General features: G+C 69.7%; 27 protein-coding genes and 1 tRNA gene. 18 read left to right on the top strand and 10 right to left on the bottom strand.

What is annotated here, in order from left to right; translation table 11 throughout:
- Nucleotides 1-2 precede the first annotated feature (2 nt).
- Both AB0J64_RS10340 and AB0J64_RS10335 read right to left on the bottom strand, forming a co-directional pair.
- Nucleotides 3-203: a DUF4236 domain-containing protein gene (locus AB0J64_RS10340; protein WP_364023692.1), complete on the bottom strand. Its 201-nt coding sequence runs from the start codon at nucleotides 201-203 to the stop codon at nucleotides 3-5.
- A 13-nt stretch (nucleotides 204-216) separates the two neighbouring features.
- A complete protein-coding gene (locus tag AB0J64_RS10335; RefSeq protein ID WP_364023689.1) occupies nucleotides 217-1,623 on the bottom strand; it encodes a PLP-dependent aminotransferase family protein in 1,407 nt (468 codons plus the stop codon).
- Nucleotides 1,624-1,700: 77 nt separating this feature from the next.
- Here AB0J64_RS10335 and AB0J64_RS10330 point away from each other — a divergent pair, with 77 nt between their 5' ends.
- The 12 genes from AB0J64_RS10330 to araA all read left to right on the top strand — a co-directional run bounded on the left by AB0J64_RS10330 (nucleotide 1,701) and on the right by araA (nucleotide 16,424).
- Entirely contained in the window at nucleotides 1,701-2,453 is a 753-nt protein-coding gene (locus AB0J64_RS10330; protein ID WP_364023686.1) for a metallophosphoesterase, read from the top strand.
- 302 nt (nucleotides 2,454-2,755) lie between these two features.
- Entirely contained in the window at nucleotides 2,756-3,718 is a 963-nt protein-coding gene (locus AB0J64_RS10325) for an ABC transporter substrate-binding protein (protein ID WP_364023683.1), read from the top strand.
- Nucleotides 3,719-3,814: 96 nt separating this feature from the next.
- Nucleotides 3,815-5,326 carry a sugar ABC transporter ATP-binding protein gene (locus AB0J64_RS10320; protein ID WP_364023680.1) on the top strand — a complete coding sequence of 504 codons (1,512 nt, stop codon included), beginning with the start codon at nucleotides 3,815-3,817 and terminating at the stop codon, nucleotides 5,324-5,326.
- Nucleotides 5,323-6,441 (top strand): ABC transporter permease, encoded by a 1,119-nt coding sequence (locus AB0J64_RS10315; protein ID WP_364023677.1) that lies wholly within the window; start codon nucleotides 5,323-5,325, stop codon nucleotides 6,439-6,441. The genes AB0J64_RS10320 and AB0J64_RS10315 overlap by 4 nt, the downstream gene beginning before the upstream one ends.
- Nucleotides 6,438-7,430: a galactofuranose ABC transporter, permease protein YjfF gene (gene yjfF, locus AB0J64_RS10310; protein ID WP_364023674.1), complete on the top strand. Its 993-nt coding sequence runs from the start codon at nucleotides 6,438-6,440 to the stop codon at nucleotides 7,428-7,430. The genes AB0J64_RS10315 and yjfF overlap by 4 nt, the downstream gene beginning before the upstream one ends.
- A 194-nt stretch (nucleotides 7,431-7,624) precedes the next feature.
- Nucleotides 7,625-8,734, top strand: coding sequence for a multiple monosaccharide ABC transporter substrate-binding protein (chvE, locus tag AB0J64_RS10305; protein WP_364023671.1), 1,110 nt, complete (start codon nucleotides 7,625-7,627; stop codon nucleotides 8,732-8,734).
- 60 nt (nucleotides 8,735-8,794) lie between these two features.
- The gene (mmsA, locus tag AB0J64_RS10300; protein WP_364023669.1) at nucleotides 8,795-10,324 is read left to right on the top strand and encodes a multiple monosaccharide ABC transporter ATP-binding protein; all 1,530 of its coding nucleotides are present in this window, start codon (nucleotides 8,795-8,797) and stop codon (nucleotides 10,322-10,324) included.
- Complete coding sequence (gene mmsB, locus AB0J64_RS10295) at nucleotides 10,324-11,583, top strand: multiple monosaccharide ABC transporter permease (protein WP_364023666.1); 1,260 nt, start codon at nucleotides 10,324-10,326, stop codon at nucleotides 11,581-11,583. Before mmsA ends, mmsB begins: the two co-directional genes overlap by 1 nt.
- Nucleotides 11,584-11,646: 63 nt before the next feature.
- Complete coding sequence (locus tag AB0J64_RS10290) at nucleotides 11,647-12,633, top strand: LacI family DNA-binding transcriptional regulator (RefSeq protein ID WP_364023853.1); 987 nt, start codon at nucleotides 11,647-11,649, stop codon at nucleotides 12,631-12,633.
- 67 nt (nucleotides 12,634-12,700) lie between these two features.
- Nucleotides 12,701-14,323, top strand: a complete 1,623-nt coding sequence (araB, locus tag AB0J64_RS10285; protein WP_364023851.1) for a ribulokinase — start codon at nucleotides 12,701-12,703, stop codon at nucleotides 14,321-14,323.
- Nucleotides 14,320-14,973, top strand: a complete 654-nt coding sequence (locus AB0J64_RS10280; RefSeq protein WP_364023663.1) for an L-ribulose-5-phosphate 4-epimerase — start codon at nucleotides 14,320-14,322, stop codon at nucleotides 14,971-14,973. The genes araB and AB0J64_RS10280 overlap by 4 nt, the downstream gene beginning before the upstream one ends.
- On the top strand, nucleotides 14,970-16,424 hold the full coding sequence (gene araA, locus AB0J64_RS10275) for an L-arabinose isomerase (RefSeq protein ID WP_364023660.1): 1,455 nt from the start codon (nucleotides 14,970-14,972) through the stop codon (nucleotides 16,422-16,424). Before AB0J64_RS10280 ends, araA begins: the two co-directional genes overlap by 4 nt.
- Here the strand turns inward: araA and AB0J64_RS10270 are convergent.
- A complete protein-coding gene (locus AB0J64_RS10270) occupies nucleotides 16,421-16,774 on the bottom strand; it encodes a PLD nuclease N-terminal domain-containing protein (protein WP_364023657.1) in 354 nt (117 codons plus the stop codon). The genes araA and AB0J64_RS10270 overlap by 4 nt on opposite strands.
- 73 nt (nucleotides 16,775-16,847) lie before the next feature.
- Here AB0J64_RS10270 and AB0J64_RS10265 point away from each other — a divergent pair, with 73 nt between their 5' ends.
- The 3 genes from AB0J64_RS10265 (at nucleotide 16,848) to AB0J64_RS10255 (ending at nucleotide 19,358) form a co-directional block, all read left to right on the top strand.
- Nucleotides 16,848-18,062 (top strand): FAD-binding protein, encoded by a 1,215-nt coding sequence (locus AB0J64_RS10265; protein ID WP_364023654.1) that lies wholly within the window; start codon nucleotides 16,848-16,850, stop codon nucleotides 18,060-18,062.
- A 90-nt stretch (nucleotides 18,063-18,152) separates the two neighbouring features.
- Complete coding sequence (locus AB0J64_RS10260) at nucleotides 18,153-18,929, top strand: LLM class flavin-dependent oxidoreductase (protein WP_364023651.1); 777 nt, start codon at nucleotides 18,153-18,155, stop codon at nucleotides 18,927-18,929.
- A gap of 36 nt (nucleotides 18,930-18,965) precedes the next feature.
- Complete coding sequence (locus AB0J64_RS10255; RefSeq protein WP_364023648.1) at nucleotides 18,966-19,358, top strand: DUF3224 domain-containing protein; 393 nt, start codon at nucleotides 18,966-18,968, stop codon at nucleotides 19,356-19,358.
- Here AB0J64_RS10255 and AB0J64_RS10250 read toward each other — a convergent pair.
- The gene (locus tag AB0J64_RS10250; RefSeq protein WP_364023645.1) at nucleotides 19,334-19,666 is read right to left on the bottom strand and encodes a hypothetical protein; all 333 of its coding nucleotides are present in this window, start codon (nucleotides 19,664-19,666) and stop codon (nucleotides 19,334-19,336) included. The two genes, AB0J64_RS10255 and AB0J64_RS10250, sit on opposite strands and share 25 nt — an antisense overlap.
- Before the next feature lie 149 nt (nucleotides 19,667-19,815).
- Between AB0J64_RS10250 and AB0J64_RS10245 the strand changes: the two genes are divergently transcribed.
- The gene (locus tag AB0J64_RS10245) at nucleotides 19,816-20,004 is read left to right on the top strand and encodes a hypothetical protein (RefSeq protein WP_364023642.1); all 189 of its coding nucleotides are present in this window, start codon (nucleotides 19,816-19,818) and stop codon (nucleotides 20,002-20,004) included.
- 199 nt (nucleotides 20,005-20,203) lie between these two features.
- Here the strand turns inward: AB0J64_RS10245 and AB0J64_RS10240 are convergent, their stop codons facing one another.
- Nucleotides 20,204-20,344, bottom strand: coding sequence for a hypothetical protein (locus AB0J64_RS10240; RefSeq protein WP_364023639.1), 141 nt, complete (start codon nucleotides 20,342-20,344; stop codon nucleotides 20,204-20,206).
- 66 nt (nucleotides 20,345-20,410) lie between these two features.
- Nucleotides 20,411-20,483, bottom strand: a tRNA-Ala gene (locus tag AB0J64_RS10235).
- 95 nt (nucleotides 20,484-20,578) lie between these two features.
- On the opposite strand from AB0J64_RS10235, the gene AB0J64_RS10230 reads away from it, so the two are divergent.
- Both AB0J64_RS10230 and AB0J64_RS10225 read left to right on the top strand, forming a co-directional pair.
- Entirely contained in the window at nucleotides 20,579-21,271 is a 693-nt protein-coding gene (locus AB0J64_RS10230) for a tRNA-dependent cyclodipeptide synthase (RefSeq protein ID WP_364023637.1), read from the top strand.
- A gap of 26 nt (nucleotides 21,272-21,297) precedes the next feature.
- On the top strand, nucleotides 21,298-21,825 hold the full coding sequence (locus AB0J64_RS10225) for a hypothetical protein (RefSeq protein ID WP_364023634.1): 528 nt from the start codon (nucleotides 21,298-21,300) through the stop codon (nucleotides 21,823-21,825).
- A 1-nt stretch (nucleotide 21,826) separates the two neighbouring features.
- On the opposite strand, the gene AB0J64_RS10220 is transcribed toward AB0J64_RS10225, so the two are convergent.
- The 4 genes from AB0J64_RS10220 to AB0J64_RS10205 form a co-directional block, all read right to left on the bottom strand.
- Nucleotides 21,827-23,302 (bottom strand): von Willebrand factor type A domain-containing protein, encoded by a 1,476-nt coding sequence (locus AB0J64_RS10220; RefSeq protein ID WP_364023631.1) that lies wholly within the window; start codon nucleotides 23,300-23,302, stop codon nucleotides 21,827-21,829.
- Nucleotides 23,303-23,452: 150 nt separating this feature from the next.
- Nucleotides 23,453-23,980, bottom strand: coding sequence for an isoprenylcysteine carboxyl methyltransferase family protein (locus AB0J64_RS10215; RefSeq protein WP_364023628.1), 528 nt, complete (start codon nucleotides 23,978-23,980; stop codon nucleotides 23,453-23,455).
- Nucleotides 23,977-24,996: a 3-oxoacyl-[acyl-carrier-protein] synthase III C-terminal domain-containing protein gene (locus AB0J64_RS10210; RefSeq protein ID WP_364023625.1), complete on the bottom strand. Its 1,020-nt coding sequence runs from the start codon at nucleotides 24,994-24,996 to the stop codon at nucleotides 23,977-23,979. The genes AB0J64_RS10215 and AB0J64_RS10210 overlap by 4 nt, the downstream gene beginning before the upstream one ends.
- A 178-nt stretch (nucleotides 24,997-25,174) precedes the next feature.
- Nucleotides 25,175-26,263 carry a class I SAM-dependent methyltransferase gene (locus AB0J64_RS10205; protein WP_364023622.1) on the bottom strand — a complete coding sequence of 363 codons (1,089 nt, stop codon included), beginning with the start codon at nucleotides 26,261-26,263 and terminating at the stop codon, nucleotides 25,175-25,177.
- Nucleotides 26,264-26,503: the final 240 nt, after the last annotated feature.

The raw sequence follows: 26,503 nt of genomic DNA, 5'->3' as shown, positions 1-26,503 counted from the left end.
CCCTAATATCTCCGGTGGCGCCGACCGCCGAACGACTTGCCGACGTGGAAGCCGCCGGGCAGGCGCACGGAGACGTGACGACGGCCGTCTGGACCGGTGGTGACGTGGAAGCGCCGGTTGCCGAAGCTGTGGCCCACGCCCTGTCGAGATAGGTTGATCCGGAACGGTCCTACTTTGATGGTCTTTCGGTAGTGCCAGCCCATGTTCCTCCTTCTCTCACCTTGACAACGACCGGCGCGTCCGGCTGGTTCCGGCGAGCACCTGCGCCAGGGCTTCGAGGGCGTGCGGGTAGGCGCGTTCCGACGGGGCGGCGTACCCGATGAGCAGGCCCTCGCGGCCGGCGCCCCGCCAGAGACGGGAGGCGCCGCGCAGGGCGATGCCCCGCCGCTCGCAGGCGGCGAGGATCTCCGACTCCGTGGGGCCGGACTCGGGGAGCAGGAGGAGAGCACGTAGCCCCGCGGCCACCCCCGGCAGGACGGCGCCGGGGAGTGGCTGGTCCGGCCCTGGGCCGAGCCGGGCGAGCAGGAGTTCGCGGCGGCGGCGGTAACGGAGGCGGGCGGCGCGGATGTGGCGTTCGTAGTCGTGGGTCTCGATCATCCTGGCCAGGACGAGCTGGCCGAGCACCTCGGTGTGGGCGTCGGCGTACAGCTTGGCCTCGCTCACCGGGCCGATCAGCGAGGGCGGCACCGCCATCCAGGCCAGGCGGAGGGCGGGGGAGAGGGACTCGGAGGTGGTGCCGACGTACACGACCTGCTCGGGCGCGGTGCCCTGGAAGGCGCCGACCGGCTGCCGGTCGTAGCGGAACTCCCCGTCATAGTCGTCCTCGACGACCGGCCTGCCCCATTCGCGGAGCGCGCGGCGGCGGGACGGGTGCAGGGGGACGCCCAAGGGGTACTGGTGGGCGGGCGTGACGACCGCCGCCGCGGTGGCCGGGGTGAGCGTGTCCACCTGCGCGCCGAGCTCGTCCACGGGCAGCGGCACGGTGTCGCGCCCGGCCCGGCGCATCACCTCGCGGTAGAAGTCGTGCCCTGGCTCCTCCATGGCGAAGGGCCCGTCGATCACGCGGGCGAGCAGGTTGAGCGCCTGGACGAACCCCGTCGTCACCACGATCAGGTCCGGCGTGGTGATCACTCCGCGCGTCCTGCCGAGATAGCCGGCCAGGGCCGCCCGCAGCTCGCTCCGGCCGCGCGGGTCGCACGGGCCGAAGATCTCGGCGGGCGCGGTGGAGAGCACGTGCCGGGTGGCCCGCAACCAGGCACGCGCGGGAAAGGCCGACACGTCCGGCTGACCGGGCCGCAGATCGTGCGGCGGCGCCGGGGAGTGCCCGGACGGCTCGGGAAGGGGCGGCGCGGTCCGGGTCACGCCGGCGACCTCGGTGGCGGAGCCGGGGCGGGCGGTCAGGTAGCCCTCGGCGACGAGCTGGTCGTACGCCGCGCTCACCGTGCCGCGCGAGAGCCCCAGCTCGGCCGCCAGCGCGCGCGTCGAGGGCAGCCGCGTGCCGCGCGGCAGCCGGCCGTCCCTGACCGCCTGCCGCAGCGCCTCCTCCAGCCCGCGCCGCCGGCCGCCGGCGGTGGAGACCTCCAGATGCAGGTCCACGCCGAAACCGGCCCAACTTTTCCGCACAGAACCGGATCTTACGGATGGTCCGGTATCTCGGCTTACGGTGGGTGAGCTGGCCATATCCGGAAGGACCACATCACATGATCGTGATCGCTCACCTGAGCGACATCCACATCGGCGCGACCCCCGAGAGCATCGGCCGTGCCGCCTCCGTCATGCGTTACCTCGACGCGCTCTCCTACGACCTCGACGCCGTGCTGGTCACCGGCGACATCGCCGACCACGGGCTCGCCGAGGAGTACGAGGAGGCACGCAAGCTGCTCACCTCACGCCACCCGGTCGTGATCGGTCCGGGCAACCACGACGTACGTGAACAGTTCCGGCGCGTCCTGCTCGGCGAGCGGCGGCCGGAGGACGACGGGCCGATCAACCAGGTGCTCCGCACCTCCAGGGCCGTTTACGCCATGTGCGACTCTTCCATTCCCGGCGAGGACGCGGGCCGTCTGGACGAGGAGACGATCGCCTGGCTGGAGGGCGTGGTCGGCGGCGCTGACCTGCCGGTCTTCGTGGCCTTCCACCACCCGCCCGCCGTCCTGCACAGCCCGCCCGTGGACGGCATCCGGCTGCACGCGCCCGAGCCGCTGGCCGAACTGCTCGGACGGCACCCGAACGTGCCCGCCGTGCTGGTCGGCCACGCCCACACGCCCGCCGCCACGACCTTCGCCGGGCGTCCGCTGCTGGCGGCCCCGGGCGTCGTCTCCACGCTGAGGCTGCCGTGGGAGGGCGGCACGTCGTTCGACAACTGCGTGGACTTCGATCTTCCGCCGTCGGTCGCCTTCCACGTCCTCGACGAGGGGGGCCGGGTGACCACCCACTACCGCGTCGTCCAGTGAGAAAGGGGGCGGCCCCACGGCGGGTCCGCCCCTGTCCGTGTGACCCGACCGTAATCCGCGGGACTCTTGACTGGCCTGTTGTTAGCGTTCACAGTCGGCAGAGCGACCCCGTTACGCGGGGTCTCGAAGCGATCGGCAGGCGCGGCTACCGCCGTCACCTCGTCGTGCGCGTACTCCAGGAGTGATCAGCTTCGACACCAGGCGGCCCGGTCCGGCCGGGGTGCGGGCCGTACAGGAAGGAAAGGGAGCGCCGGCGTGTCGCTCGGCATGTTAGCGCTCACATGAGAAGGGAACCCCCCAACGTGTTAAAGAGGATCTCGGCGCTGGTGCTCGCCGGGCTCACCGCGATGACGGTGACCTCGTGCGGCGGCAGTGGTGGCGGTGGTGGCTCGATCACCATGGGCTTCTCCCAGGTGGGCGCGGAGAGCGGGTGGCGGACCGCGAACACCAAGTCGGTGCAGGACTCGGCCAAGAACGCGGGCATCACGCTCAAGTTCTCCGACGCTCAGCAGAAGCAGGAGAACCAGATCAAGGCCATCCGCTCCTACATCCAGCAGAAGGTGGACATCATCGCCTTCTCGCCGGTGGTGGAGTCGGGCTGGGACACGGTGCTCAAGGAGGCCAAGGACGCGAAGATCCCGGTCATCCTGACCGACCGCGCCGTCGACTCCAAGGACACCTCCCTGTACAAGACCTTCCTCGGCTCCGACTTCGTGGAGGAGGGCAAGAAGGCCGGCCAGTGGCTGGTCAACGAGTACAAGGACAGCAAGGACCCGGTGAACATCGTCGAGCTGCAGGGCACGACGGGTTCGGCGCCGGCCAACGACCGCAAGTCCGGGTTCCAGGACGTCATCAAGGCCGATCCGAAGTTCAAGATCATCGCCTCGCAGACCGGTGACTTCACCAGGGCCAAGGGCAAGGAGGTCATGGAGGCCTTCCTGAAGTCCAACCCGGACATCGACGTGCTGTACGCGCACAACGACGACATGGGCCTGGGCGCGATCGAGGCCATCGAGGGCGCGGGCAAGGTGCCCGGCAAGGACATCAAGATCGTCACCGTGGACGCGGTCAAGGACGGCATGCAGGCCCTGTCCGACGGGAAGATCAACTTCATTGTCGAGTGCTCCCCGCTGCTCGGCCCGCAGCTCATGGACCTGGCCAAGAAGGTCGTCAAGGGTGAGCAGGTGCCCGCTCGCGTGGTGACCCAGGAGACCACGTTCACGCAGGAGCAGGCCAAGCAGGTGCTCTCCTCCCGTCAGTACTGACCGCCTTGTCGGGGGCGTCGCTCCCCGTACTTCGGCCGGCGTCTTTCGGGGCCGGAGTGCGGGGCGCGGACCCCGAGTAACACGGAAAGGGGCGACATGGCCACACCCGCGCCGGTCCTGACGATGAGCGGGATCGGCAAGCAGTTCCCTGGCGTGAAAGCCCTGGACGGCGTCGACCTCAGACTGCTGCCCGGCGAGGTGCACGCGCTCATGGGAGAGAACGGCGCGGGCAAGTCCACCCTGATCAAGGTGCTCACCGGCGTCCATCCCGCCGACGCGGGCACCATCGAGCTGGGCGGCACCCCCGTGGCGTTCGGCAGCCCGCTGGAGGCGCGGCAGGCCGGCATCAGCACGGTCTACCAGGAGGTCAACCTCTGCACGAACCTCTCGGTGGCCGAGAACATCTTCATCGGCCGCGAGCCCCGCCGCGCAGGCCGCATCGACTGGAAACGGATGCGGGCCAGGGCCGGCGAGCTGCTGGCCCGGCTGGAGCTGAGCCTCGACGTGTCCGCGCCGCTGTCGGCGTACTCGCTGGCCATCCAGCAGATGGTGGCCATCGCGCGGGCGATCGACATCGAGGCGAGAGTGCTGATCCTGGACGAGCCGACCTCCAGCCTGGACGCCGACGAGGTCGAGCAGCTCTTCCGGGTGATGAGGAGGCTGAAGGAGGAGGGCATCGCCATCCTCTTCGTCTCCCACTTCCTCGACCAGATCTACGAGATCTCGGACCGCATGACGATCCTCAGGAACGGCAGGCTCGTCGGCGAGTACCTCACCAGGCAGCTCCCGCAGGTCGAACTGGTCGCCAAGATGATCGGCCAGGAGCTGGCCGCGCTGGAGCGGATGCACGGCGAGGCCAAGGTCTTCGACCGGCCGCTGGTCGAGGCGCGGGAGCTGGGCAGGCCTGGCGCGATCGAGCCGTTCACGCTCACGATCCACGAGGGCGAGGTCGTGGGCCTGGCGGGGCTGCTCGGCTCCGGCCGTACGGAGATCGCGCGGCTGCTGTTCGGCGCCGACCACGCGGGCACGGGCGAGATCGCGGTCGGCGGGTCACCGGTGTCGTTACGCACGCCGCGCGCGGCCATGAACCACAAGATCGCGTTCTGCTCCGAGAACCGCAAGGCCGACGGGCTCATCCCCGACCTCACCGTGCGCGAGAACATCATCCTCGCCCTCCAGGCCACCAGGGGCTGGACCAGGCCGGTGCCGCGTGAGCAGCAGGACGAGCTGGTCGGCAGGTACATCAAGGCGCTGAAGATCAGCCCGCCCAACCCGGAGCACCTCGTACGGAACCTCAGCGGCGGCAACCAGCAGAAGGTCGTGCTGGCCAGGTGGCTCATCCTGGAGCCCAGGCTGCTCATCCTGGACGAGCCCACCCGGGGCATCGACGTGGGGGCCAAGACCGAGATCCAGCGGCTGGTGGCCGAGCTCTCCGACGGCGGCATGGCGGTGCTGTTCATCTCCGCCGAGCTGGAGGAGGTGCTGCGGCTCAGCCACAAGGTCGAGGTGCTGCGCGACCGGCGGCTGGTGGCCGAGCTGCCCAACGACGACTCCCTGACGACGGACGTGCTCATGGAAACGATCGCGAGCGGAGGCCGGGCCTCATGAGACGGCTGCTCTGGCCGGTGGTGGTGCTCGCGCTGCTGCTGGTCCTGAACGTGTTCTTCACGCATGGCTTCTTCTCGATCCAGGTCAGGGACGGCCACCTGTACGGCAGCCTGATCGACATCCTCAGGTTCGGCGCGCCGCTGATCCTGGTCTCGCTCGGCATGACGCTGGTCATCGCCACCGGCGGCATCGACCTGTCGGTGGGCTCGGTGGTCGCGATCTCGGGAGCGCTGGCGTGCCTGCAGATCAGCGAGGACGCGAGCGTGTTCACCGCCGTGGCGGCGGCCCTCGGGCTCTGCCTGGTGCTGGGGGCCTGGAACGGGTTCCTGGTCGCGAGTGTCGGGATTCAGCCGATCATCGCCACGCTCATCCTCATGGTGGGCGGGCGCGGCCTGGCCCAGCTCATCACCGACGGGCAGATCATCACCGTCAACAGCCCGGCGTACAAGCTGATCGGCGGCGGCTACTGGCTGACTGTGCCGTTCGGCATCCTCATCGTGATCGCCGTGCTGGCGATCACCGCGTTCCTCACCCGGCGGCTGGCGCTCGGCATGCTGATCGAGTCGGTCGGCGGCAACGCCGAGGCGAGCAGGCTGGCGGGCATCAGGGCGCGCGGGATCATCATCATGGTGTACGCCTTCGCCGCCCTGTGCGCGGGCGTGGCCGGACTGATGATCAGCTCGAACGTCTCCAGCGCCGACGGCAACAACGCCGGGCTCTGGATCGAGCTGGACGCCATCCTGGCCGTCGTGATCGGCGGCACGTCGCTGTCGGGCGGCCGGTTCTCGCTCGGCGGTACCGTGCTGGGTGCGTTGATCATCCAGACGCTGACCACCACGATCTACTCGATCGGCGTCCCGCCGGAGACCACGCTGCTGTTCAAGGCGCTGGTCGTGACGGCGGTCTGCCTCATCCAGTCCCCGTCCTTCCGCGAGAAGGTCTTCCGCAGACGCGGCCGGACGGCGCCTTCCAGTCCTGCGGCCGAGGAGAAAGTGCGCATGCGCGAGGGAGCGCCGCCGCCTGGACTGAGGAGCGCAGGGAGCGAAGCGACCAGAGCGACGAGGGAAGGCGGCGGCTCCCCAGCGACCGAGCCGCCTCACGGAGTGAGGCAATGAGCACGATGACCACGCTGACGATCGGGCGGGCGAGCGTGCCCGCCAAGTACCTGCCGGTCCTGGTGACCGGGTGCCTGTTCCTGGCCATGTTCGTGGCAGGGGGGATCCGCTACGAGGGGTTCGCCAGCGGCCAGGTGATACTCAACGTCTTCATCGACAACGCCTTCCTGCTGGTGGTGGCGGTCGGGATGACGTTCGTGATCCTGACCGGCGGCATCGACCTGTCGGTGGGGTCGGTGGTGGCGCTGTCCACGATGATCTCGGCCAGCCTCATGAAGGGGCCCGGGTGGCCGCCGTACCTGGTGATCCCGCTGGTGCTGGTCATCGGGGCAGGGCTGGGGCTGGTCATGGGGTACATCGTGCACGCCTTCGACATCCAGCCGTTCATCGTGACGCTGGCGGGGATGTTCCTGGCCAGGGGGCTGTGTTACACGATCGGCACGGACTCGATCCCGATCGAGGACCCCACGTTCACGGCGTTCGCGCAGGCGCGGATCGACCTGTTCGCCGACCTGTGGATCTCACCGAGCGTGATCGTCGCCGTGGTGGTCGTGCTGGTGGCGGCGTACGTGCTGCACTACACCCGTCTCGGCCGCGCGGTGTACGCGACCGGCGGGAGCGAGCAGTCGGCGCTGCTGATGGGGCTGCCCGTGGGGCGGACGAAGATCGCGGTCTACACGATCAGCGGGTTCTGCTCGGCGCTCGGCGGCGTGCTGCTGTCGTTCTACATGCTCTCCGGCTACGGGCTGCACGCCGTGGGCATGGAGCTGGACGCCATCGCGGCGGTCGTCATCGGCGGTACGCTGCTCACCGGCGGTAGCGGCTTCCTGCTCGGCACCGTGCTCGGGGTGCTCGTGCTCGGCCTGATCCAGACGATCATCAGTTTCGAGGGCACTCTGTCGTCATGGTGGACCAAGATCTTCATCGGAATGTTGCTTTTCGTCTTCATCTTGCTGCAGCGCTTGTTCTCCGCCCGATCCCGGCGCTGACCTGCGGTGAAAGTTACCCGAAAGTTTCCGGTAGGTTATGCGCGCCCGTTGACATGAGCGTTGTTAGCGATAACAATCGGCGGATAGCGAATGAGAATTTTGTTCTGATTCGTCACGCTCTGTGATTGAATCGCTCGCTCTACCGGCAGCTGCCGCGTCCAGCGCTGCCGCGACCCCCATCGCAAGGAGATGACATGAGGTTGGGACGAATCGGGGGCGTGGTGTCCGTCATCGCGCTCGCCGCGACGATGACGGCCTGCGGCTCGAGCACCAAGACCGTCGACGCGAAGGCCTCCTCCTCGGCCGCCGCCGGTAACGCGGGCGCCATGATCGGCGTCACCATGCCGACGAAGTCGTCGGAGCGCTGGATCCACGACGGCGACAACGTCAAGCAGCAACTGGAGAAGCTGGGCTACAAGGTCGACCTGCAGTACGCGGAGAACGACATCCCGACGCAGGCCAACCAGATCGAGAACCAGATCACCAAGGGCGCCAAGCTCCTCATCATCGCCTCGATCGACGGCACCGCCATCACCTCGCAGCTGCAGCAGGCCGCCGACAACAAGATCCCGGTCATCGCCTATGACCGCCTGATCCGCAACAGCCCGAACGTCGACTACTACGCCACGTTCGACAACTTCAAGGTCGGCGTGCAGCAGGCGACCTCGCTGCTCAAGGGCCTCGGCGTCGAGGACGGCAAGAAGGGCCCGTTCAACGTCGAGCTGTTCGCCGGCTCGCCCGACGACAACAACGCCACGTTCTTCTGGAACGGCGCCATGTCGGTGCTCAAGCCGAAGATCGACGACGGCACCCTCAAGGTCGCGAGCGGCCAGACCGACTTCAAGCAGGCCGCCATCCTGCGGTGGGACCCCGCCACGGCGCAGAAGCGCATGGAGGACATCCTCACCAAGACCTACACCGGCGGCAAGAAGGTCGACGGCGTGCTCTCCCCGTACGACGGTCTGTCCATCGGCATCCTCTCGGCGCTGAAGAGCTCCGGCTACAGCAAGCCGTACCCGATCGTGACCGGCCAGGACGCCGAGCTCCAGTCGGTGAAGTCGATCATCGCTGACGAGCAGTACTCCACCATCTTCAAGGACACCCGCAAGCTCGCCGAGCAGACCGTGAAGATGGCCGACTCCGTGCTCAAGGGCCAGAAGCCCGAGGTCAACAACGAGAAGGACTACGACAACGGCAACAAGGTCGTCCCGTCGTACCTGCTCGACCCGGTGATCGTGGACAAGAGCAACTACAAGGAAGTCATCATCGGCAGCAACTACTACACCGAGGACCAGCTCAAGTAAGGGCCGAGCCCCGGGGACTCCAGCCGAGTCCCCGGGGCTTCCTCCCTGAGCGAGGGGTATATGACCGAGCACATCTTGCGGATGAGCGGCATCACCAAGACATTCCCCGGTGTCAAGGCGCTGGAGAACGTCAACCTGTCCGTCCGGCGGGGCGAGATCCACGCCATCTGCGGAGAGAACGGCGCCGGCAAGTCGACGCTGATGAAGGTGCTCTCCGGGGTCTACCCGCACGGCGAGTACGAGGGCGAGATCACCTTCGAGGGCAGGACGGTCGAGTTCGGCGGCATCCGCGACAGCGAGCACGCCGGCATCGTCATCATCCACCAGGAGCTTGCGCTCAGCCCGCAGCTGTCGATCGCGGAGAACATCTTCCTCGGCAACGAGCGCGCCAAGCGTGGCTTCATCGACTGGAACCGTACCAACTACGAGGCCGGCGAGCTGATGAAGCGGGTCGGCCTGCGCGAGAACCCGACGACGCCGATCGCCGACATCGGCGTGGGCAAGCAGCAGCTCGTCGAGATCGCCAAGGCGCTGTCGAAGGAGGTGCGGCTGCTCATCCTCGACGAGCCGACCGCCGCGCTCAACGACGACGACTCGGCCCACCTGCTCGACCTGCTGCGGGGCCTGCGGGACGAGGGCATCACCTGCGTGATCATCTCCCACAAGCTGAACGAGGTCACCGCGATCGCCGACTCCGTCACGATCATCCGCGACGGGCAGACGATCGAGACGCTGGACATGGCGACCGACAACGTCACCGAGGACCGCATCATCTCCGGCATGGTCGGCCGCGCGCTGGACAACCGCTTCCCGCCGCACGAGCCGACGATCGGCGACGAGGCGCTGCGCGTCGAGGACTGGACGGTCTACAGCCCCAGCCAGCCCGGCAGGAAGGTGGTCGACGGCGCCGCACTCTCCCTGCGGCGCGGTGAGATCGTCGGCCTCGCGGGCCTGATGGGCGCCGGGCGCACCGAGCTGGCGATGAGCCTGTTCGGCCGCACGTACGGGGTGCACATCTCGGGCAAGATCTTCAAGGACGGCAAGCCGATCGAGATCCGCAACGTGCAGGACGCGATCAAGCACGGCATCGCCTACGCCACCGAGGATCGCAAGAGGTACGGCCTCAACCTCATCGAGGACATCAAGCGCAACATCTCGGCAGCCGGCCTCGCCGGACTGTCCAAGAACGGCTGGGTCAACGAGAACGAGGAGTACAAGGTCGCGGAGCAGTTCCACAAGAGCATGAACATCAAGGCGCCCAGCGTCAACAGCGTCGTCGGCAAGCTCAGCGGCGGCAACCAGCAGAAGGTCGTGCTCTCCAAGTGGATCCTGACCGAGCCTGACGTGCTCATCCTCGACGAGCCCACCAGAGGCATCGACGTCGGGGCGAAGTACGAGATCTACACGATCATCAACCGCCTGGCCGACCAGGGCAAGGCCGTCCTCGTGATCTCCTCTGAGCTGCCCGAGCTGCTCGGCCTGTGCGACCGCATCTACACCCTTTCCGAGGGCCGCATCACCGGTGAGGTGCCGCGCCAGGAGGCCACCCAGGAACACCTTATGTACTTGATGACCAAGGGACAGAAATAATGAGTAGCATCACGCCCACCAATGTGGAGGTCGGCGCCCAGGGCGACGGGGGAGCGCCACGGCAGCCGGGCAGGGTGTCGCTCGGCGGTCTGTCGCTCAACCTGCGATCCAGCGGCATCTACATCGCCTTCGCGCTGATCATCGCGCTGTTCACGGTGCTGACCGACGGCGCGATGCTGGAGCCGCAGAACATCTCCAACATCATCGTCCAGAACTCCTACGTCCTGATCCTCGCGATCGGGATGATCCTGATCATCATCGCCGGGCACATCGACCTGTCGGTCGGCTCGGTGGTGGCGGTCACGGGAGCGCTGGCCGCGGTGCTCATGGTGAACATGCACTGGCCGTGGCCGCTGGCCCTGCTGGTCACGCTGGTCGCCGGGGCGGTGATCGGGGCCTGGCAGGGGTACTGGATCGCGTACTTCGGCATCCCGGCGTTCATCGTGACGCTGGCGGGCATGCTGCTGTTCCGGGCTCTGACCCTGACCGTGCTGGGCAACCAGGGCATCGGCCCGTTCCCCGACCAGGTCCGCACGCTGGCCAACGGCTTCACCAACGGCTATCTCGGCAACATCGGTCTCGGCCCGCTCGGCGGCGCCGACCTGTTCAGCCTGCTGATCGGCATCGTGGCCATCGCCGGCATGGCAGCCAGCCAGTGGCGCACCCGCAACGCCCGCCGCGGTTACGGCCAGGCGGTCGAGCCGATGGCGCTGTTCGTGCTGAAGCTGGCGGCCGGAGCCGCGCTGATCCTCTTCCTGGTCGTGCAGCTCGCCCGCTTCAAGAACCTCCCGTGGGTGCTGGTGCTGCTGGCCATCCTGGTGCTGGCGTACTCGCTGATGGCCAACCGCACGGTCTTCGGCCGGCAGATCTACGCCATCGGCGGCAACCTCCAGGCGGCCGTCATGTCCGGCGTGAAGGTCAAGTCGGTGGTCTTCTGGATCTTCGTGAACATGGGCGTGCTGTCGGCCATCGCCGGCATCATCTTCGCCGGCCGGCTCAACCAGGCGGGTCCCACCGCGGGCAACAGCTTCGAGCTGGACGCCATCGCGGCGGCCTTCATCGGCGGCGCGGCCGTCCAGGGCGGCGTCGGCAAGGTGGTCGGCGCGATCACCGGCGGCCTGATCATGGCGGTCATCAACAACGGCATGTCCCTGATCGGCTCCCCGAGCGAGCGGGTCATGCTCGTCAAGGGCGCCGTGCTCCTGGCGGCGGTCGCGTTCGATGTGTGGACAAAGCGTAGGGCAGGTGCCGCGCGTTAGTAAGATCCCCTGAGCCCAGCGAAAGGAGAGACCGTGACGACCCCCAAGCGCCGCCTGCCGGTCATGGCCGACGTGGCCAAGGAGGCGGGCGTGTCGCACCAGACGGTCTCCCGGGTGCTGAACGATCATCCGAACGTCCGGCCCGACACCCGGGCCCGGGTGGAGGAGGCGATCACCCGGCTGGGCTACCGACGTAACCTGGTCGCCCGCGCCCTGGTCACCAAGCGGTCGCGGACGCTCGGCGTGGTGAGTTTCGACACCACGCTGTACGGCCCGGCCAGCACGATCTACGGCATCGAGCAGGCGGCCAGGACCGCGGGCTACTTCGTCAGCATCGTCAGCCTGAAGTCGATCGACGCGGCGAACGTGCGCGACGCCATCGAATACCTGGCCGAGCAGGGCGTGGACGGGGTCGTGGTGGTCGCGCCGCAGCGTTCGGCCGGGCGCGCACTGGAGAACCTGCCGCCGGGCATGCCGGCGGTGGCGGTCGAGGGCACGCACAGCGCCGACGTGTCGGTGGTCTGCATCGACCAGGTCCAGGGCGCCAGACTCGCCACCCGCCACTTGCTGGAGCTGGGCCACGAGACCGTGTGGCACGTCAGCGGCCCGCCCGACTGGCTGGAGACCGAGGGCCGGATGGAGGGCTGGCGCGCCGCCCTCAGGGAGGCGGGCCGCCCGGTGCCCGAGCCGCTGGCCGGCGACTGGAGCCCCCGCGCGGGCTACGAGGCGGGCAAGAGCCTGGCCGCGATGGAGGGCGTCACGGCCGTGTTCGCGGGCAACGACCAGATGGCGCTCGGCGTGCTGCGGGCGCTCAGCGAGGCGGGCGTGCGGGTGCCCGACCAGATCAGCGTGGTGGGCTTCGACGACATCCCCGAGTCGGAGTTCTTCTCGCCGCCGCTCACCACGGTCAGGCAGGACTTCGACGTGGTGGGCAGGCACTGCATCGAGGTGCTGCTGCGGCAGATCGACGTGGGCCCGACCGCGTACGAGCGCCTGGTCGTGCCGCCCAGCTTCGTCGTGCGGTCGAGCACGGCGGCGGCTCGTAGGTGATGATTGGCTAGGCGATGATGGGCATGGAAGTAACCCCCGGGAGTGAAATGTGAACGCTAACAGTTACGTGGTCGGAGTCGACTTCGGCACGCTCTCAGGGCGTGCCGTCGTCGTCCGCGTCAGCGATGGCGCGGAGCTCGGCAGCGCGGTGCACGAGTACGCCCACCGCGTGATCGAGCACAGCCTGCCCGGCTCCGGCAAGAGGCTGGGACCGGACTGGGCGCTGCAGTCGCCGCAGGACTGGATCGACGTGCTGAAGATCGCCGTGCCCCAGGCGATCGCCGCCGCGGGAGTCGCGCCCGAGGACGTCATCGGCGTCGGCACCGACTTCACCGCCTGCACCGTGCTGCCCACCACGGCCGATGGCACGCCGCTCTGCTTCGAGACGCCCGACGAGCCGCACGCCTGGCCGAAGCTGTGGAAGCACCACGCCGCGCAGCCGCACGCCGACCGGATCAACGAGCTGGCCGCGCGCCGGGGGGAGAGCTGGCTGCCGCGCTACGGCGGCAAGATCTCCTCGGAGTGGGAGTTCGCCAAGGGCCTGCAGGTCCTGGAGGAGGCCCCCGAGGTGTACGCCAGGGCCGAGCGCTGGATCGAGGCGGCCGACTGGATCATCTGGCAGCTCACCGGCGTGGAGAGCCGCAACATCTGCACGGTCGGCTACAAGGGGATCTTCCAGGACGGCGGCTACCCGTCCGAGGAGTACCTCGCCGAGCTCAACCCCGGCTTCGCCGGCTTCGCGAGCAAGCTCGCCACCGGACAGGTCGGCGAGCAGGTCAACGGCACGACGCTGGCCCCGCTCGGCGGCCTCGCCGGCCGCGTGACCGCGCAGGCGTCCGAGTGGACCGGCATCCCCGAGGGCGCCGCCGTGGCCGTTGGCAACGTGGACGCCCACGTCACCGCGGCCGCCGCCGACGCCGTCAGGCCCGGCCAGATGGTGGCCATCATGGGCACCTCCACCTGCCACATCATGCCCAGCGACCGGCTCGCCGAGGTGCCCGGGATGTGCGGCGTCGTACGCGACGGCATCGTGCCCGGCCTGTGGGGCTACGAGGCCGGCCAGTCGGCGGTCGGCGACATCTTCGCCTGGTTCGTCGACAACTTCGGTGGCGACCTGGACCACGAGCGCCTGACCGCGCTGGCCGAGAAGCAGGCCGTCGGCGAGCACGGCCTGGTCGCGCTCGACTGGTTCGGCGGCAACCGCTCGGTGCTCGTGGACCACAACCTCTCCGGCGTGATCATCGGCCAGACCCTGGCCACCAAGCCCGAGGACGTCTATCGGGCGCTCATCGAGTCCACGGCGTTCGGCGCCCGGATGATCGTGGAGACGTTCGAGCAGTCGGGCGTGCCGGTCGAGGAGTTCGTGGTCGCCGGCGGCCTGCTGAAGAACCGCTTCCTCATGCAGGTCTACGCCGACGTGCTGCGCCGCCCGCTGTCGGTCATCGGCTCCGACCAGGGGCCCGCGCTCGGCTCGGCCATCCACGCGGCCGTCGCCGCCGGCGCCTACCCGGGCATCGAGGAGGCCGCGGCGGCGATGGGCAAGCGCACCGAGGCCGCGTACGTGCCCGACGAGGCCGCGGCCGACGCCTACGACCGGCTCTACGCCGAGTACCGCAGGCTCCACGACTTCTTCGGAGACGGAAAGATGCTGCACACCCTCCGCGCGATCAGGAACGAGGCCCAGGCATGAGCGTAAGGAAGATCGTCGCCGACCTCCATGCCGAGCTGGTCCGTTACAACCTGGTCGTCTGGACGGCGGGCAACGTCTCGGGGCGGATCCCGGGCGAGGACCTGTTCGTCATCAAGCCGTCCGGCGTCTCCTACGACGAGCTGACGCCGGAGAACATGGTGGTCTGCGACCTCGACGGCAACCTCGTGGAGGGCGAGCACTCGCCGTCCAGCGACACCGCCGCGCACGCGTACGTCTACCGCAACATGCCCGACGTCGGCGGCGTCGTGCACACCCACTCCACCTACGCCTCGGCCTGGGCCGCGCGCGGTGAGGCCATCCCGTGCGTGCTGACCGCCATGGCGGACGAGTTCGGCGGCGAGATCCCGGTCGGCCCGTTCGCGCTGATCGGCGACGACTCGATCGGCCAGGGCATCGTCGAGACGCTCAAGGGCCACCGCTCCAAGGCCGTCCTCATGCAGAACCACGGCGTGTTCAGCATCGGCAAGGACGCGAAGTCGGCGGTGAAGGCCGCCGTGATGTGCGAGGACGTGGCCCGTACCGTCCACGTGGCCAGGCAGCTCGGTGAGCCGCTGCCCATCCCGCAGGACGACATCGACCGCCTGTACGACCGCTATCAGAACGTCTACGGACAGAGGAGCTCGCGTTGAAGATCTGGTTTCTGACCGGCAGCCAGGGGCTGTACGGCGAGGACACGTTGCGCCAGGTGGCCGAGCAGTCCCAGCGGATCGCCGAGCAGCTCCCCGTGGCCGTGGAGTGGAAGCCGGTGCTCACCGACGCCGCGGCGATCAGGCGGGTGATGCTGGAGGCCAACGCCGACGACGAGTGCGCCGGCGTGATCGCGTGGATGCACACGTTCTCCCCGGCCAAGATGTGGATCGCGGGGCTCGACGCGCTGCGCAAGCCGCTGCTGCACCTGCACACGCAGGCCAACGTGGAGCTCCCGTGGAGCTCCATCGACATGGACTTCATGAACCTCAACCAGGCCGCGCACGGCGACCGCGAGTTCGGGTTCGTGCAGACCCGCCTGGGCGTGCCGCGCAAGACCGTGGCCGGGCACGTCTCGGACCCGGCGGTGGGCGAGCGGATCCTGGCCTGGGAGCGCGCGGCCAAGGGCCTGGCCGAGGTGCGCACGCTGAAGCTGGCCCGCTTCGGCGACAACATGCGCGACGTGGCGGTCACCGAGGGCGACAAGGTCGAGGCGCAGCTCCGCTTCGGTGTCTCGGTGAACACGTACGGCGTGAACGACCTGGTCGAGGCCGTGGACGCGGCGTCCGACGCGGACGTGACGGCGCTGGTCAAGGAGTACGCGGAGCAGTACACCGTCGCCCCCGAGCTGCTCGGCGAGCGCAACGAGTCGCTGCGCTACGCGGCCAGGATCGAGCTGGGCCTGCGCGGCTTCCTCGAGGCGGGCGGCTTCAAGGCGTTCACCACGAACTTCGAGGACCTCGGCGGCCTGCGCCAGCTCCCCGGCCTGGCCGTGCAGCGGCTCATGGCCGACGGGTACGGCTTCGGCGGCGAGGGCGACTGGAAGACCTCGGTGCTGCTGCGCACGCTCAAGGCCATGACGCCGGGCGGCACGTCCTTCATGGAGGACTACACCTACGACCTGACGCCCGGCCAGGAGCTCATCCTGGGCGCGCACATGCTCGAGGTCTGCCCCTCGATCGCCTCCGGCACGCCGTCGTGCGAGATCCACCCACTGGGCATCGGCAACAGGGAGGACCCGGTCCGGCTGGTGTTCGACGCCGAGCCCGGCCCCGGCATCGTGGTGGGCCTGGCCGACATGGGTGACAGGTTCCGGCTGGTGGCCAACGAGATCGACCTCGTGGCGCCGCCCCAGCCGCTGCCCAAGCTGCCGGTCGCCCGTGCGGTCTGGACTCCCCGGCCCAACTTCCGCACGTCCACGGAGTCGTGGCTCACGGCGGGCGCGCCGCACCACACGGTGCTGTCCACGGCGGTCGGCCGCGAGGAGCTGACCGACCTGGCCGACATGCTCGGCGTGGAGCTGGTGGTCATCGACGCCGACACGACGACCGAGCGCTTCGCCAAGGAGCTGCGCTGGAACCAGGCGTACTACCGCCTGGCCCAGGGCTTCTAGTCCTGCTGGTCCTCTGAGGGCTTCTTGGGGGCGTTCCTGCGCTGCTCCTCGGCGCGCTCGCGGCAGCGGCGCAGGAACTCCTCGTCGTCATCGGGGTTGGTGGCGGCGAAGCGGCCGGGGCGGTCGTACTCGGGGAACGCGCTCGGCCGCGTGACCGACTGCGACCGCTCCGGGCGCCCGGCCACCAGCCAGACGACGGAGCCGATCAGCGGGAAGATCAGCACGATGACCACCCAGGCGATCTTCGGCAGGTTCCTGCAGAGCACGTCGGGCGTGGTGATCACGTCGAAGAGGCAGTAGAGCCAGAGCACGAGCGTGACGAGGCTGATGGCCTCGGACAGGTAGAGCACGGCGCACCTCCGTCAGCGGCACTCGAACCTAGCGGCACCCGGGCGAGGCTGACAAGGTGCGCTATGGGAAGGTATGGCCGTGATGCTGACCAACTGGGCGGGAAACACCGCATTCCGGGCGCAAAATGTCCACCATCCGAGCTCGCTCGACGAGCTCCAGCGGCTCGTCGCGGCCGGTTCCCGCGTGCGGGCGCTGGGCAGCGGTCACTCGTTCAACGACGTCGCGGACACCACCGGCGACCTCGTGGTGCTCGACCGGATGCCGGACGCGGTGGAGATCGACAGCGCGGCGGCCACGGTGCGGGTGCCCGCGCGCATGACGTACGCGCGGCTCGCCCCGCTGGTGCACCAGGCCGGCTTCGCGCTGGCGAACCTGGCCTCGCTGCCGCACATCTCCGTGGCGGGCTCGGTCGCGACGGGCACGCACGGCTCCGGTGACGCCGTGCCCAGCCTGGCCGCCGCCGTGTCCTCGCTCGACCTCGTCACCGCCGACGGCTCGGTGCTGACGCTCTCCCGCGGCGACGCCGACTTCCCCGGCGCGGTGGTGGCACTCGGCGCGCTCGGCATCGTCACCTCGGTGACCCTCGACCTGGTGCCCGCCTTCGAGGTGCGCCAGTACGTACGCGAGGGCCTGTCCCAGGACGCGCTGGCCGACTTCGACGAGATCATGGCCGCCGGCTACAGCGTCAGCCTCTTCACCGACTGGCGCGACACCCGCGTCTGGCTGAAGCGCACGGAGGAGCTGACCAGCTCCGACTGGTACGGCACCACCCCGGCCGACGGCCCCCGCCACCCGCTGCCGGGCATGCCCGCCGAGAGCTGCACGGTCCAGCTCGGCGTGCCGGGTCCGTGGCACGAGCGGCTGCCGCACTTCCGGCACGACGCCGAGCCGAGCGGCGCGGGCGACGAGTTGCAGTCGGAGCTCATCCTGCCCAGGGAGCATGCGGTCAAGGCGCTGCGCGAGCTGTACGCGATCGGCGACCGGATCCGGCCCGTCCTGCACATCTCGGAAGTGCGCTCGATCGCGGCCGACGACCTGTGGCTCAGCCCGTTCCACAGCCGCGACAGCGTGGGCATCCACTTCACCTGGGTGAGGGACGTGGCCGGGGTGCTGCCGGTGCTGAAGCTGGTGGAGGAGACGCTGGCGCCGTTCGAGCCACGGCCGCACTGGGGCAAGCTGTTCACCCGGTGGCCCGCCTGCCCCGACCGCTTCCGCTCCCTGGCCCGGCGGCTCGACCCGCAGGGCAAGTTCGCCAACGACTTCACGCGGATACTGCTGGGGGAGTAGCCTCCCGCGCGGGCTTGCGCCCCCGGGTGTAGTGAGCCACCGGCCCGGCGGACGATGTGCCAGGCCCGCGCGTCGGAGATCGTTGGTGGCATGACCACTCACCCGTTCAGGTTCGGCGCGGTCGCCGGACAAGCCACCGACGCCGACGCGTGGACCGGCCTGGCCCGCCGGGCGGAGAGCCTCGGCTACTCGACGCTGCTGGTGCCCGACACGCTCCGCACGCTGTCGCCCTTCATCGCCGCCGCCGTCGCCGCGACGGCCACGACGACCCTGCGCGTGGGCACGTTCGTGCTGAGCGTCGCCAACCGCACCCCCGAGGCCGTGGCCTGGGAGACCTCAACCCTGCGCACGCTCACCGGTGACCGCTTCGAGCTGGGCCTGGGCGCCGGCCGAGCGCACGCGGAGCAGGACGCCGCGGCGCTCGGCGTGAGGTTCGGGACACCGGGCGAGCGCATCGAGCGGCTCTCCCAGACCATCGACGCCGTCAAGGACGTGCGCGTGCTCGTCGCCGCCGCCGGGACCAGGCTGCTCGGGCTGGCCGCGCAGAAGGCCGACACGGTGGCGCTCGGCGTGCCGCAGCACTACACGGAGGACCAGGTGGCCGCGAAGCTGGACGAGCTGTACGAGCTGGCCGGCGACCGCTTCCACGACCTCGAGCTCAGCATGAACCTCGCGGCCGCCGGCGCCGAGCCGCCCTCCTGGCTGTCCGTCCCGGCGGGCGGCACGGGGGTCCTGTTGGGTACGGCGGACGAGATGGTGGACACGCTCCGCCGGCGCAGGGACAGGCTCGGCATCTCGTACGTGTCGGTGAACGCCCAATACCTGGACGAGTTCGCCCCGGTGGTGGAGCGGCTCACCGGTACCTGACGGGATCTGACAGGTACGCCCGGCATGATGAAGCACATGTTCGCCAAAGGAGCCTTCGACACCGCCGACTGGGACGCCAAGCCGCCCTTCGAGGAGCGTGACGGCGTCTCACTCGGGCTCGTGACCATGTCCAAGACCTTCCACGGGGACCTGACCGGCACCAGCGTCGTGCATCTGCTGGTGGCCGCGACGGAGGTGGAGGACTCGAAGTCGTACGTGGCACTGGAGCGCATCGAGGGCACTCTGGACGGCCGCTCGGGGGCCTTCGTCGTGCAGCACAACGCGGTCAGCGACCGCGGGAAGCAGTCGCTGACCGTCTCGGTCGTCCCGGACTCCGGCACCGGGGACCTGCGGGGACTCAGGGGCGAGATGAACATCGTCATCGGACCCGACGGAGGCCACTCCTACACCTTCGACTTCACCCTCTGAACCGCCACCAGCAGGAGAGCCAGCGCCGCCAGCCCGAACACGACGTGGCTCACGAGGTCGAGCACGGGGGAGGACGGCACCACCGGGTTCGACAGGAACGCGTGCCAGGTGTAGGTCAGCAGCGCCCCACCGGCCAGGGCCATCCGGTGCCTGCCGTCCCATCCCTCGCGCGCCGACCAGGTGAGCGCCAGCCAGGCCATACCCGCCTCGGCCGCGACGAGCAAGACGATGGTCGCCCAGACCGGCAGCCCGTCGATCACGGTCTGCAGCTCGAACACCGCTCCGGCCACCAGCGTCGCTCCGAGCACCAGCGCAGGGCGAGGGCGCCCGCCCGGCGGCGCTCCTGTGCCGCGGCAGCCGGAACGCCGCGACCACGAGCAGGACCACGATCACCACGATCGACACGAGCTGCGGCACGGACGCCAGGAAGTGCCCGTTGCCGTAGGAGAAGAGCGTCGTGGACGCGGCCCCCAGCACGGCCACCGTGCCCGCCACGCCCAGGCCCACCTTGCCGAGCCACGGGGTGGTCCGCCGCTCACCGGTGATCTCCTCCATCACCGCGATGGGCACGCTCACGCTCCACACCGTGTGCAGGGCCAGCACGAACAGCGTCCACGGCACCCCGATGCCGAGCGCGGGGAGGTAGCCGGGGTCGAGCAGCCGCTGTCCGGCGTAGTCGGGGTTGAAGAGCGACATCGTCATGATGCCCTCCTCGAACACGCCGTAGGCCAGGGCCATCAGCACGATGCTCGGCCATGTGAGCCCTTTCCTCCTGGCCACCTCGCGGATCACCACCGTGGCGCCGCCGTACGTGGGGGCGAGCAGGACCAGGAAGTACAGGTACGTCAGGGGAAGTCGCCGAGCAGGAACTCGGCGATCAGCGGGGCGAGCAGGGCGAGCCCCAGAGCCGGGAGGATTCGTCTCATGGCTCGATCTTCCGGCGCTTTCCCCGCCGTGACAGGTGCCGTCGATCCTGATCTCGGCATGACATTTGTCCTATGCCGCCGACGGAAAGCAGAAAGCCCGGGCGCTGAGCCCGGGCTTCGTGTGGGTGGAGCTATGGGGATTCGAACCCCAGACCTCCTCCATGCCATGGAGGCGCGCTACCAACTGCGCTATAGCCCCTTGCTGCGTGTACGAGTGTAGCCGATTCCGTGACCCCCGAAGCACACCTTAAAAGGCTCGCATACGGAGAGTAAAAACTTGCTACTGTCCGTGCCGTGATCGGCTTCGACCCAGTACCCCTGACCTCGCGCTGCGCCCAGATCCTCGACGGGCGGGAGCATGCCGTCGTCGGCGTCAGCGCCCTGAACGGCTACTTCACCCCTCGGACCATCAGGCACCTGCTCGACTGGGCGACCCGGACGTTCGCGCGGGTCCACGTCCTCGTGCCCGGCGTCGAGCTGGCCGGGACGCTGGTCGCGAGGGGGTGCCCGGCCGCCAAGGCGGGGGCCAAGGCACGGTCGGCCGCCAACAACACGCGCAACCGGGTGATCCGCGCGCTCGACGCCCTCGACCCGTCGAACGCCACGGTGTCCGACTGGAACGAGCTGGCTTCGAACCGGGCCTACAGCGCGGCGCGAACAGGCCTGGAGCGCCTTGTCGCGACCCATCCGGCCTTCGCGGAGCACTGCCTGGACGCGGTACGGCCCATCGTCGGGGTGCCGGAGCTCTCGCGCGAGCAGGCCGAGCAGGCGCTGCCCTTCCTGCTGGCCGAGCTGCCCCTCGTCATCGACACACCGTCGATCCTCGGCACGGGCTCGTCGGTGTTCTGCTACCCCCGGCCGATGCCGATGGTCGACCTGCTGTACGCGGGCGTGCTGCCGGTCGATCCGGGTCCCACACAGGGATTCGTGTCCACCGCGTTGACACAGGCCGTCAGGTCTGGTCAGTATTTAAGTAACGTTCGGTAGATACACAGTTACCAAGGGTGGCCGTCATGGATGAACGTGCCCGAAATGCTGGACATGCGTTCGACACCAGCGACATGGACCACGACGGCTACCTCGATCACCGGGACATGACCGTGGTCGCCACCGCCCTCTGCGAGCGGCTGGGGCTCTCCGAGGAGGGCAGCCGGCTGGTCAGGAACGCGTACGAGCGGGTCTGGCGTTATGCCGTCCGCCACATCGGCACCGACTCCCACGGCCGCATCAGCAGGGAGTCCTACATCGAGTACGCGCTGGCCCCCGAGCGCGACCGGACGGAGTTCGTGGCCAACGTGGTCTGGCCGATCACCGACGCCCTCTGGGACGCGCTCGACGCCGACGGGGACGAGCGGCTCGACCGGGCCGAGTACCTGCGCCTGTGGGCGGCGTACGACGTGGCGGCAGAGGCGTCACGGGAGTCGTACGAACGGCTGCGCGGCAAGAAGGTCGCGCACGTGTCGAAGGCCGGGTTCGCCCAGGCGATGTACGACTACTACTACCGTTCCGCCACTGCCGCCCCCATACTCGGCGACGACTAGCTCAGCCCACGGCGCCGGCCCTGCCGATGAGCGTGACCAGCTCCGACACCATCGGGTCCTCCGACGCCGCCGCCAGCCGCGTGGCCTGCTTCCCCAGCTCGGGCAGGTCCATGCCGAACGCCTTGCGGTCGCGCAGGTAGACCGCGAACGCGGCGACCGCCACGTCCACCTGGAGCCGGACCGGAGCCTTGTCCCACACCGACGGGGCCAGCTCGTCGGCCTGCAGCGCCTTGCTCGCCTCCGAGGCGTTCCTGGTGTCGGGGTCCTGCCAGCGTACGGTGGCCTGGGCGAGCTGCCCCTTGGCGCCCGGCTTGAGGTGCAGCGAGTAGAGCGCGGTGACCGAGTGGCCGGGGCCGATCTCCCCGCCGTCGCGGCTGTCGTCGCGGAACTCCTCGGTGGCCAGCGCGCGGTTGTCGTACCCGATGAGCTGGTAGGTCTCCACCACCGACGGGTTGAAGACGACCTGCGCCTTGGCGTCGCGCGCCCGCAGCTCGATGTTCGCGGGGAGCTGCGTGGCGAAGATCTTGTCGGCCTCCTCCTGGCTGCTGACGTACACGGCCATGCCGTCGCCGTTGTCGGCGAGCTGCTCCATCAGCTCGTCGCCGTAGTCGCGGCCGACGCCGACGGTGAGCAGCGTGACCTGCCTGCCGGCGTACTCCTTGACCCGGTCGAGGATGGCCTGCCACTCGGTGCTGCCCTGGTTGGCCAGGCCGTCGGAGAGCAGGATGACCCGGTTCGTGGCGGCGGGGCGGAACGCCTTGGACGCCTCCTGGTAGCCGGTGACCAGCCCGGCCTCGAGGTTCGTGCCGCCGTTGACGGTCAGCTCGTCCACCGCCTCGCGCAGCTCGCCCCTGGCGGTCAGCGGGGTCATCGACGCCAGCACCTGGGCCTCGTCGCTGAACGACACGATCGAGACCTGGTCGCCGGGCGCGAGCTGGTCGAGCAGCTTGAGCAGGGCCGACTTGACGAGGTCCAGGCGGCCGGTCTCGGCCATCGAGCCGGAGACGTCCACGACGAACGTGAGGTTGGCGGGCCGCCGCCCGGCCGCGTCCGACGCGCGCGTCTGCAGGCCGACGCGCAGGACCGCCTCGTCGCGCGACGGCAGCTTCGCGCCGTCCACGTGCACGGCGAACCCGTCGTCCTGCGGCTGCGCGTAGTCCTGCCGGAACGCGTTTACCCACTCCTCGGGGCGGATCTCGGCGGGCGCGGGCCAGCGGCCCTCCTGGAGGGTACGGCGGGCGTAGCCGTACGAGGCGGTGTCCACGTCCAGGGCGAACGTGGAGATCTGGGCCGCCGTCGTGTCCTGCTCGGCTTTCTCCTGCTGGGTGGGGGATTGGGACGGGCGTACGGGTTGCTGATTGGCGTTGGCAGGCTTGGGCGCCCGCTCACCGCTCGTCGAGCCACCGGAGCCGCCGCACGCGGACAGGGCCAACAGCGCGACGAGCCCGGCACCCGCCGCTAAGGGGCGAATCTTCATGGCAACCACCTCCAAGCCGTACGACGAAACTTGATCTGCCGCTGGCCGAGCCGGTGACGTAAGCGAGCGCAAACCGCGACCGAGGCGTGATCGCTTGTGACGGGTGGGGCCGGTGAGGCAGACACGGGCGCTGTGCGCAGCCCGAGGAGATCACGGTTTCCCGGCGGGATCCCGCCGCCCGCTGAGCGCCGCGTTCTCGACGCTTATGCGTACGGTGAGCAGCATGGCGTTGGCGGCGGTGAAGCACAGCGCCGTGAGCCAGGCGGTGTGCACCAGGGGCAGCGCGAGGCCCTCGGCGACGACGGCCACGTAGTTGGGGTGCCGCAGCCACCGGTACGGGCCGCCGCGCACGAGCGGCATGTCCGGGACCACCACGACGCGGGTGTTCCACTGCCTGCCCAGCGTGCCGATGCACCACCAGCGCAGCCCCTGGGCGAGAACGGCCACCGCCAGCATCGGCCAGCCGAGCAGCGGGACGAAGGGGCGGCCCGTCAGCCACACCTCGGCCGGCGCCGCCGCCAGGAGCGCGGCGTGGGCCACGACGATCCAGGGGTAGTGCCGCCTGCCGTACTCGACGCCGCCCCTGGCCCTGGCCCAGGCCAGGTTGCGGCGGGCCACCGTCAGCTCGGCCAGCCGCTCAAGGACGACCAGGCCGATGAGGACGAGATACGCGCTCACCAGTGCAGGATGAGCAACTCGGCGGAGAAGCCCGGCCCCAGGGCGAGGAGCACGGCGGGCGCGCCCGGCCGGCCCCGGGTCTCCTGGAGCACGTGGAGCACCGAGACCGAGGACAGGTTGCCGTGCTCGCGCAGCGACCGCCAGGTCACCTCGAGCGCCTTCTGCGGCAGTCCGAGGCTTTCCGCGATCTTCTCGATGACCTTGGGGCCGCCGGGATGGCAGATCCAGGTGGCGACCTGGTCGGGGGTGAGGCCGTAGTCCGACAGGAACGTCTTGATGTCACCGCCCAGCGCCTGCTCCACGAACCCGGTCAGGTCCGGGTCCAGCACGATGCGGAAGCCGTGCTGACCGACCTCCCAGCCCATGAGATGCTCGGTGCCGGGATAGAGCCTGCTGCGGGTGGCGACGACCTCGGGGCCCTCGCCGCGCCCGGTCGCGACGACGGCCGCCGCGCCGTCCCCGAACAGGCCGCTGGCCACCAGGTTCGCGATCGAGGTGTCGTCCCGCTGGATCGTCATCGAACACAGCTCCACGCACACCAGCACCGCGACGTGGTCGGGCCAGCCGCGCAGGTAGTCGTGCAGGCGCGACAGCCCCGACGCGCCCGCCGCGCAGCCCAGGCCGAACACCGGCACCCGCTTGACGTCCGGCCGCAGCCCCACCCGCTGGGCCAGCCTGGCGTCCAGCGAGGGCGTCGCGATGCCGGTGGTGGAGCAGAACAGCAGGTGGTCGACCTTCTCGGGGCGGATGCCCGCCTTGCGCAGCGCGCCTCTCAGAGCCTGCTCGGCGAGATCGAGGGCGACCTCGAGGTACATGTCGTTCGCGCGCTCGAAGGAGTCGAGCTTGGCGTAGTCGGCCAGCGGGAGTGCGAGGTTGCGGCCTTCCACACCGGTGGCCGTGTGGAAGCGTCTCAGCAGGTCCTCGTCGCAATCGGTCAGCCGGGAGAACGCTTCGGTGATCTCCGCCTGCGTGTAGCGGTGATCAGGCAGAACACACTGTACTCCCGAGATGTGCATGCATCTCTCCTGCCGCTGAGAGGCCGCGGCTAACATCGGCCCCCGGCGCGCGAGCCTCCAGAGCCGTCGGCCGAGGCCGTCGGCTCAGCGGTGTGCGGGGCCCTCAGAGCCATCGGCCCCCGGTGCGCGAGCCGTCAGAGTCATGCCATCGGCCCAGCGGCGTGCGAGCCTCCAGAGTTCAGCGGCGTGCGAGCCTCCAGAGTGAGGTCACCTCGGCGGCGCGGGCGGCGTGCAGCGCGTCCTGCTCGTCCTGCGGCCGGTTGTGCTGGGGCCGCGCGTCCAGGCGTCCGGCCACGCGCAGCCCCGCCCGCTCGAACGCGGCCAGCAGGTCGGCCCGGGTACGCAGGCCGAGGTGTTCGGCGAGGTCCGACAGGATGAGCCAGCCCTCGCCACCCGGCTCCAGATGCGCGGCGAGGCCGTCGAGGAAGCCGCGCAGCATCCGCCCTTCAGGGTCGTAGACCGCCTGGTCGAGGGGCGAGACCGGCTTGCCGGGAAGCCACGGCGGATTGCACACGATCAGCGGCGCCTCCCCGGGCGGGAACAGGTCGGCGCGTACGATCTCCACCCGGTCGGCCAGGCCCAGGCGGGCGACGTTCTCGCCGGCGCAGTCCACGGCCCGCTGGTCCATGTCGGTGGCCACGACGTGCCGTACGCCCCGCCTGGCCAGAACGGCGGCCAGCACCCCCGTGCCCGTGCCGATGTCGAACGCCAGCCGGTCGTCCGGCAGCGGCGCCTGTGCGACGAGGTCGATGTACTCGCCTCTGATCGGCGAGAACACGCCGTGGTGCGGGTGGATGCGGGCGCCGAGCGCGGGGACGTACACGCCTTTGCGCCGCCACTCGTGGGCCCCGATCAGGCCGAGCAGCTCGCGTAGCTGGCCCACGGCGGGAGGCGCCTCGGGGCCGTACACCTCGGCGCACGCCGCCCGCACGTCGGGCGCCCTGCGCAGCGGCACCACGTGGTCCTCGGCGAACGGGATGAGCAGCATGCCCAGCGTGCGGGCGCGCTGTGACCGGGCCTGGCGGTAGCGGTGGAAGTCGGCGCCGGGGGCGGCGGGCTTGCACCGGCGTCCCATGGCCGCCAGCAGCTGGCGGGCGTTCTGGAAGTCGCCCTGCCACAGCAGCGCGGTGCCCTCACAGGCCAGCCGGTACGCGGCGTCGGCCGTCATCCGGTCGTCGGCCGTGATCACGCGCCTCGGTGGCGGCGCGCCCAGCGCGGAACGCCAGACCGCCGACCGTTCCTGCCCCGCCTCGGTCCAATGGATCATGGGAAGCGACCGTTTCACGTTCTGCACCCGCGTGGCCACCGGTTTTCGGGTGTTGGTGTCATTCCACACCGTACCCCTGCCGCGTGGACCATGCCCGCACCGCGACGAGCACCCGCGCGACGGAGCCCGCTGATACTGCTGCGACCGCCGGCGCACTGCTCTCACCGCTGGCACCGCCGCGACCGCTGCACCGCCACGATGCCCGCGGCCGCATGAGGCCCGCACCGCCACGAGCGCCCG

This window comes from Nonomuraea sp. NPDC049695, from assembly GCF_040674955.1.
Lineage (GTDB): Bacteria > Actinomycetota > Actinomycetes > Streptosporangiales > Streptosporangiaceae > Nonomuraea > Nonomuraea helvata.
This window is presented reverse-complemented; position numbering and strand designations above follow the sequence as displayed.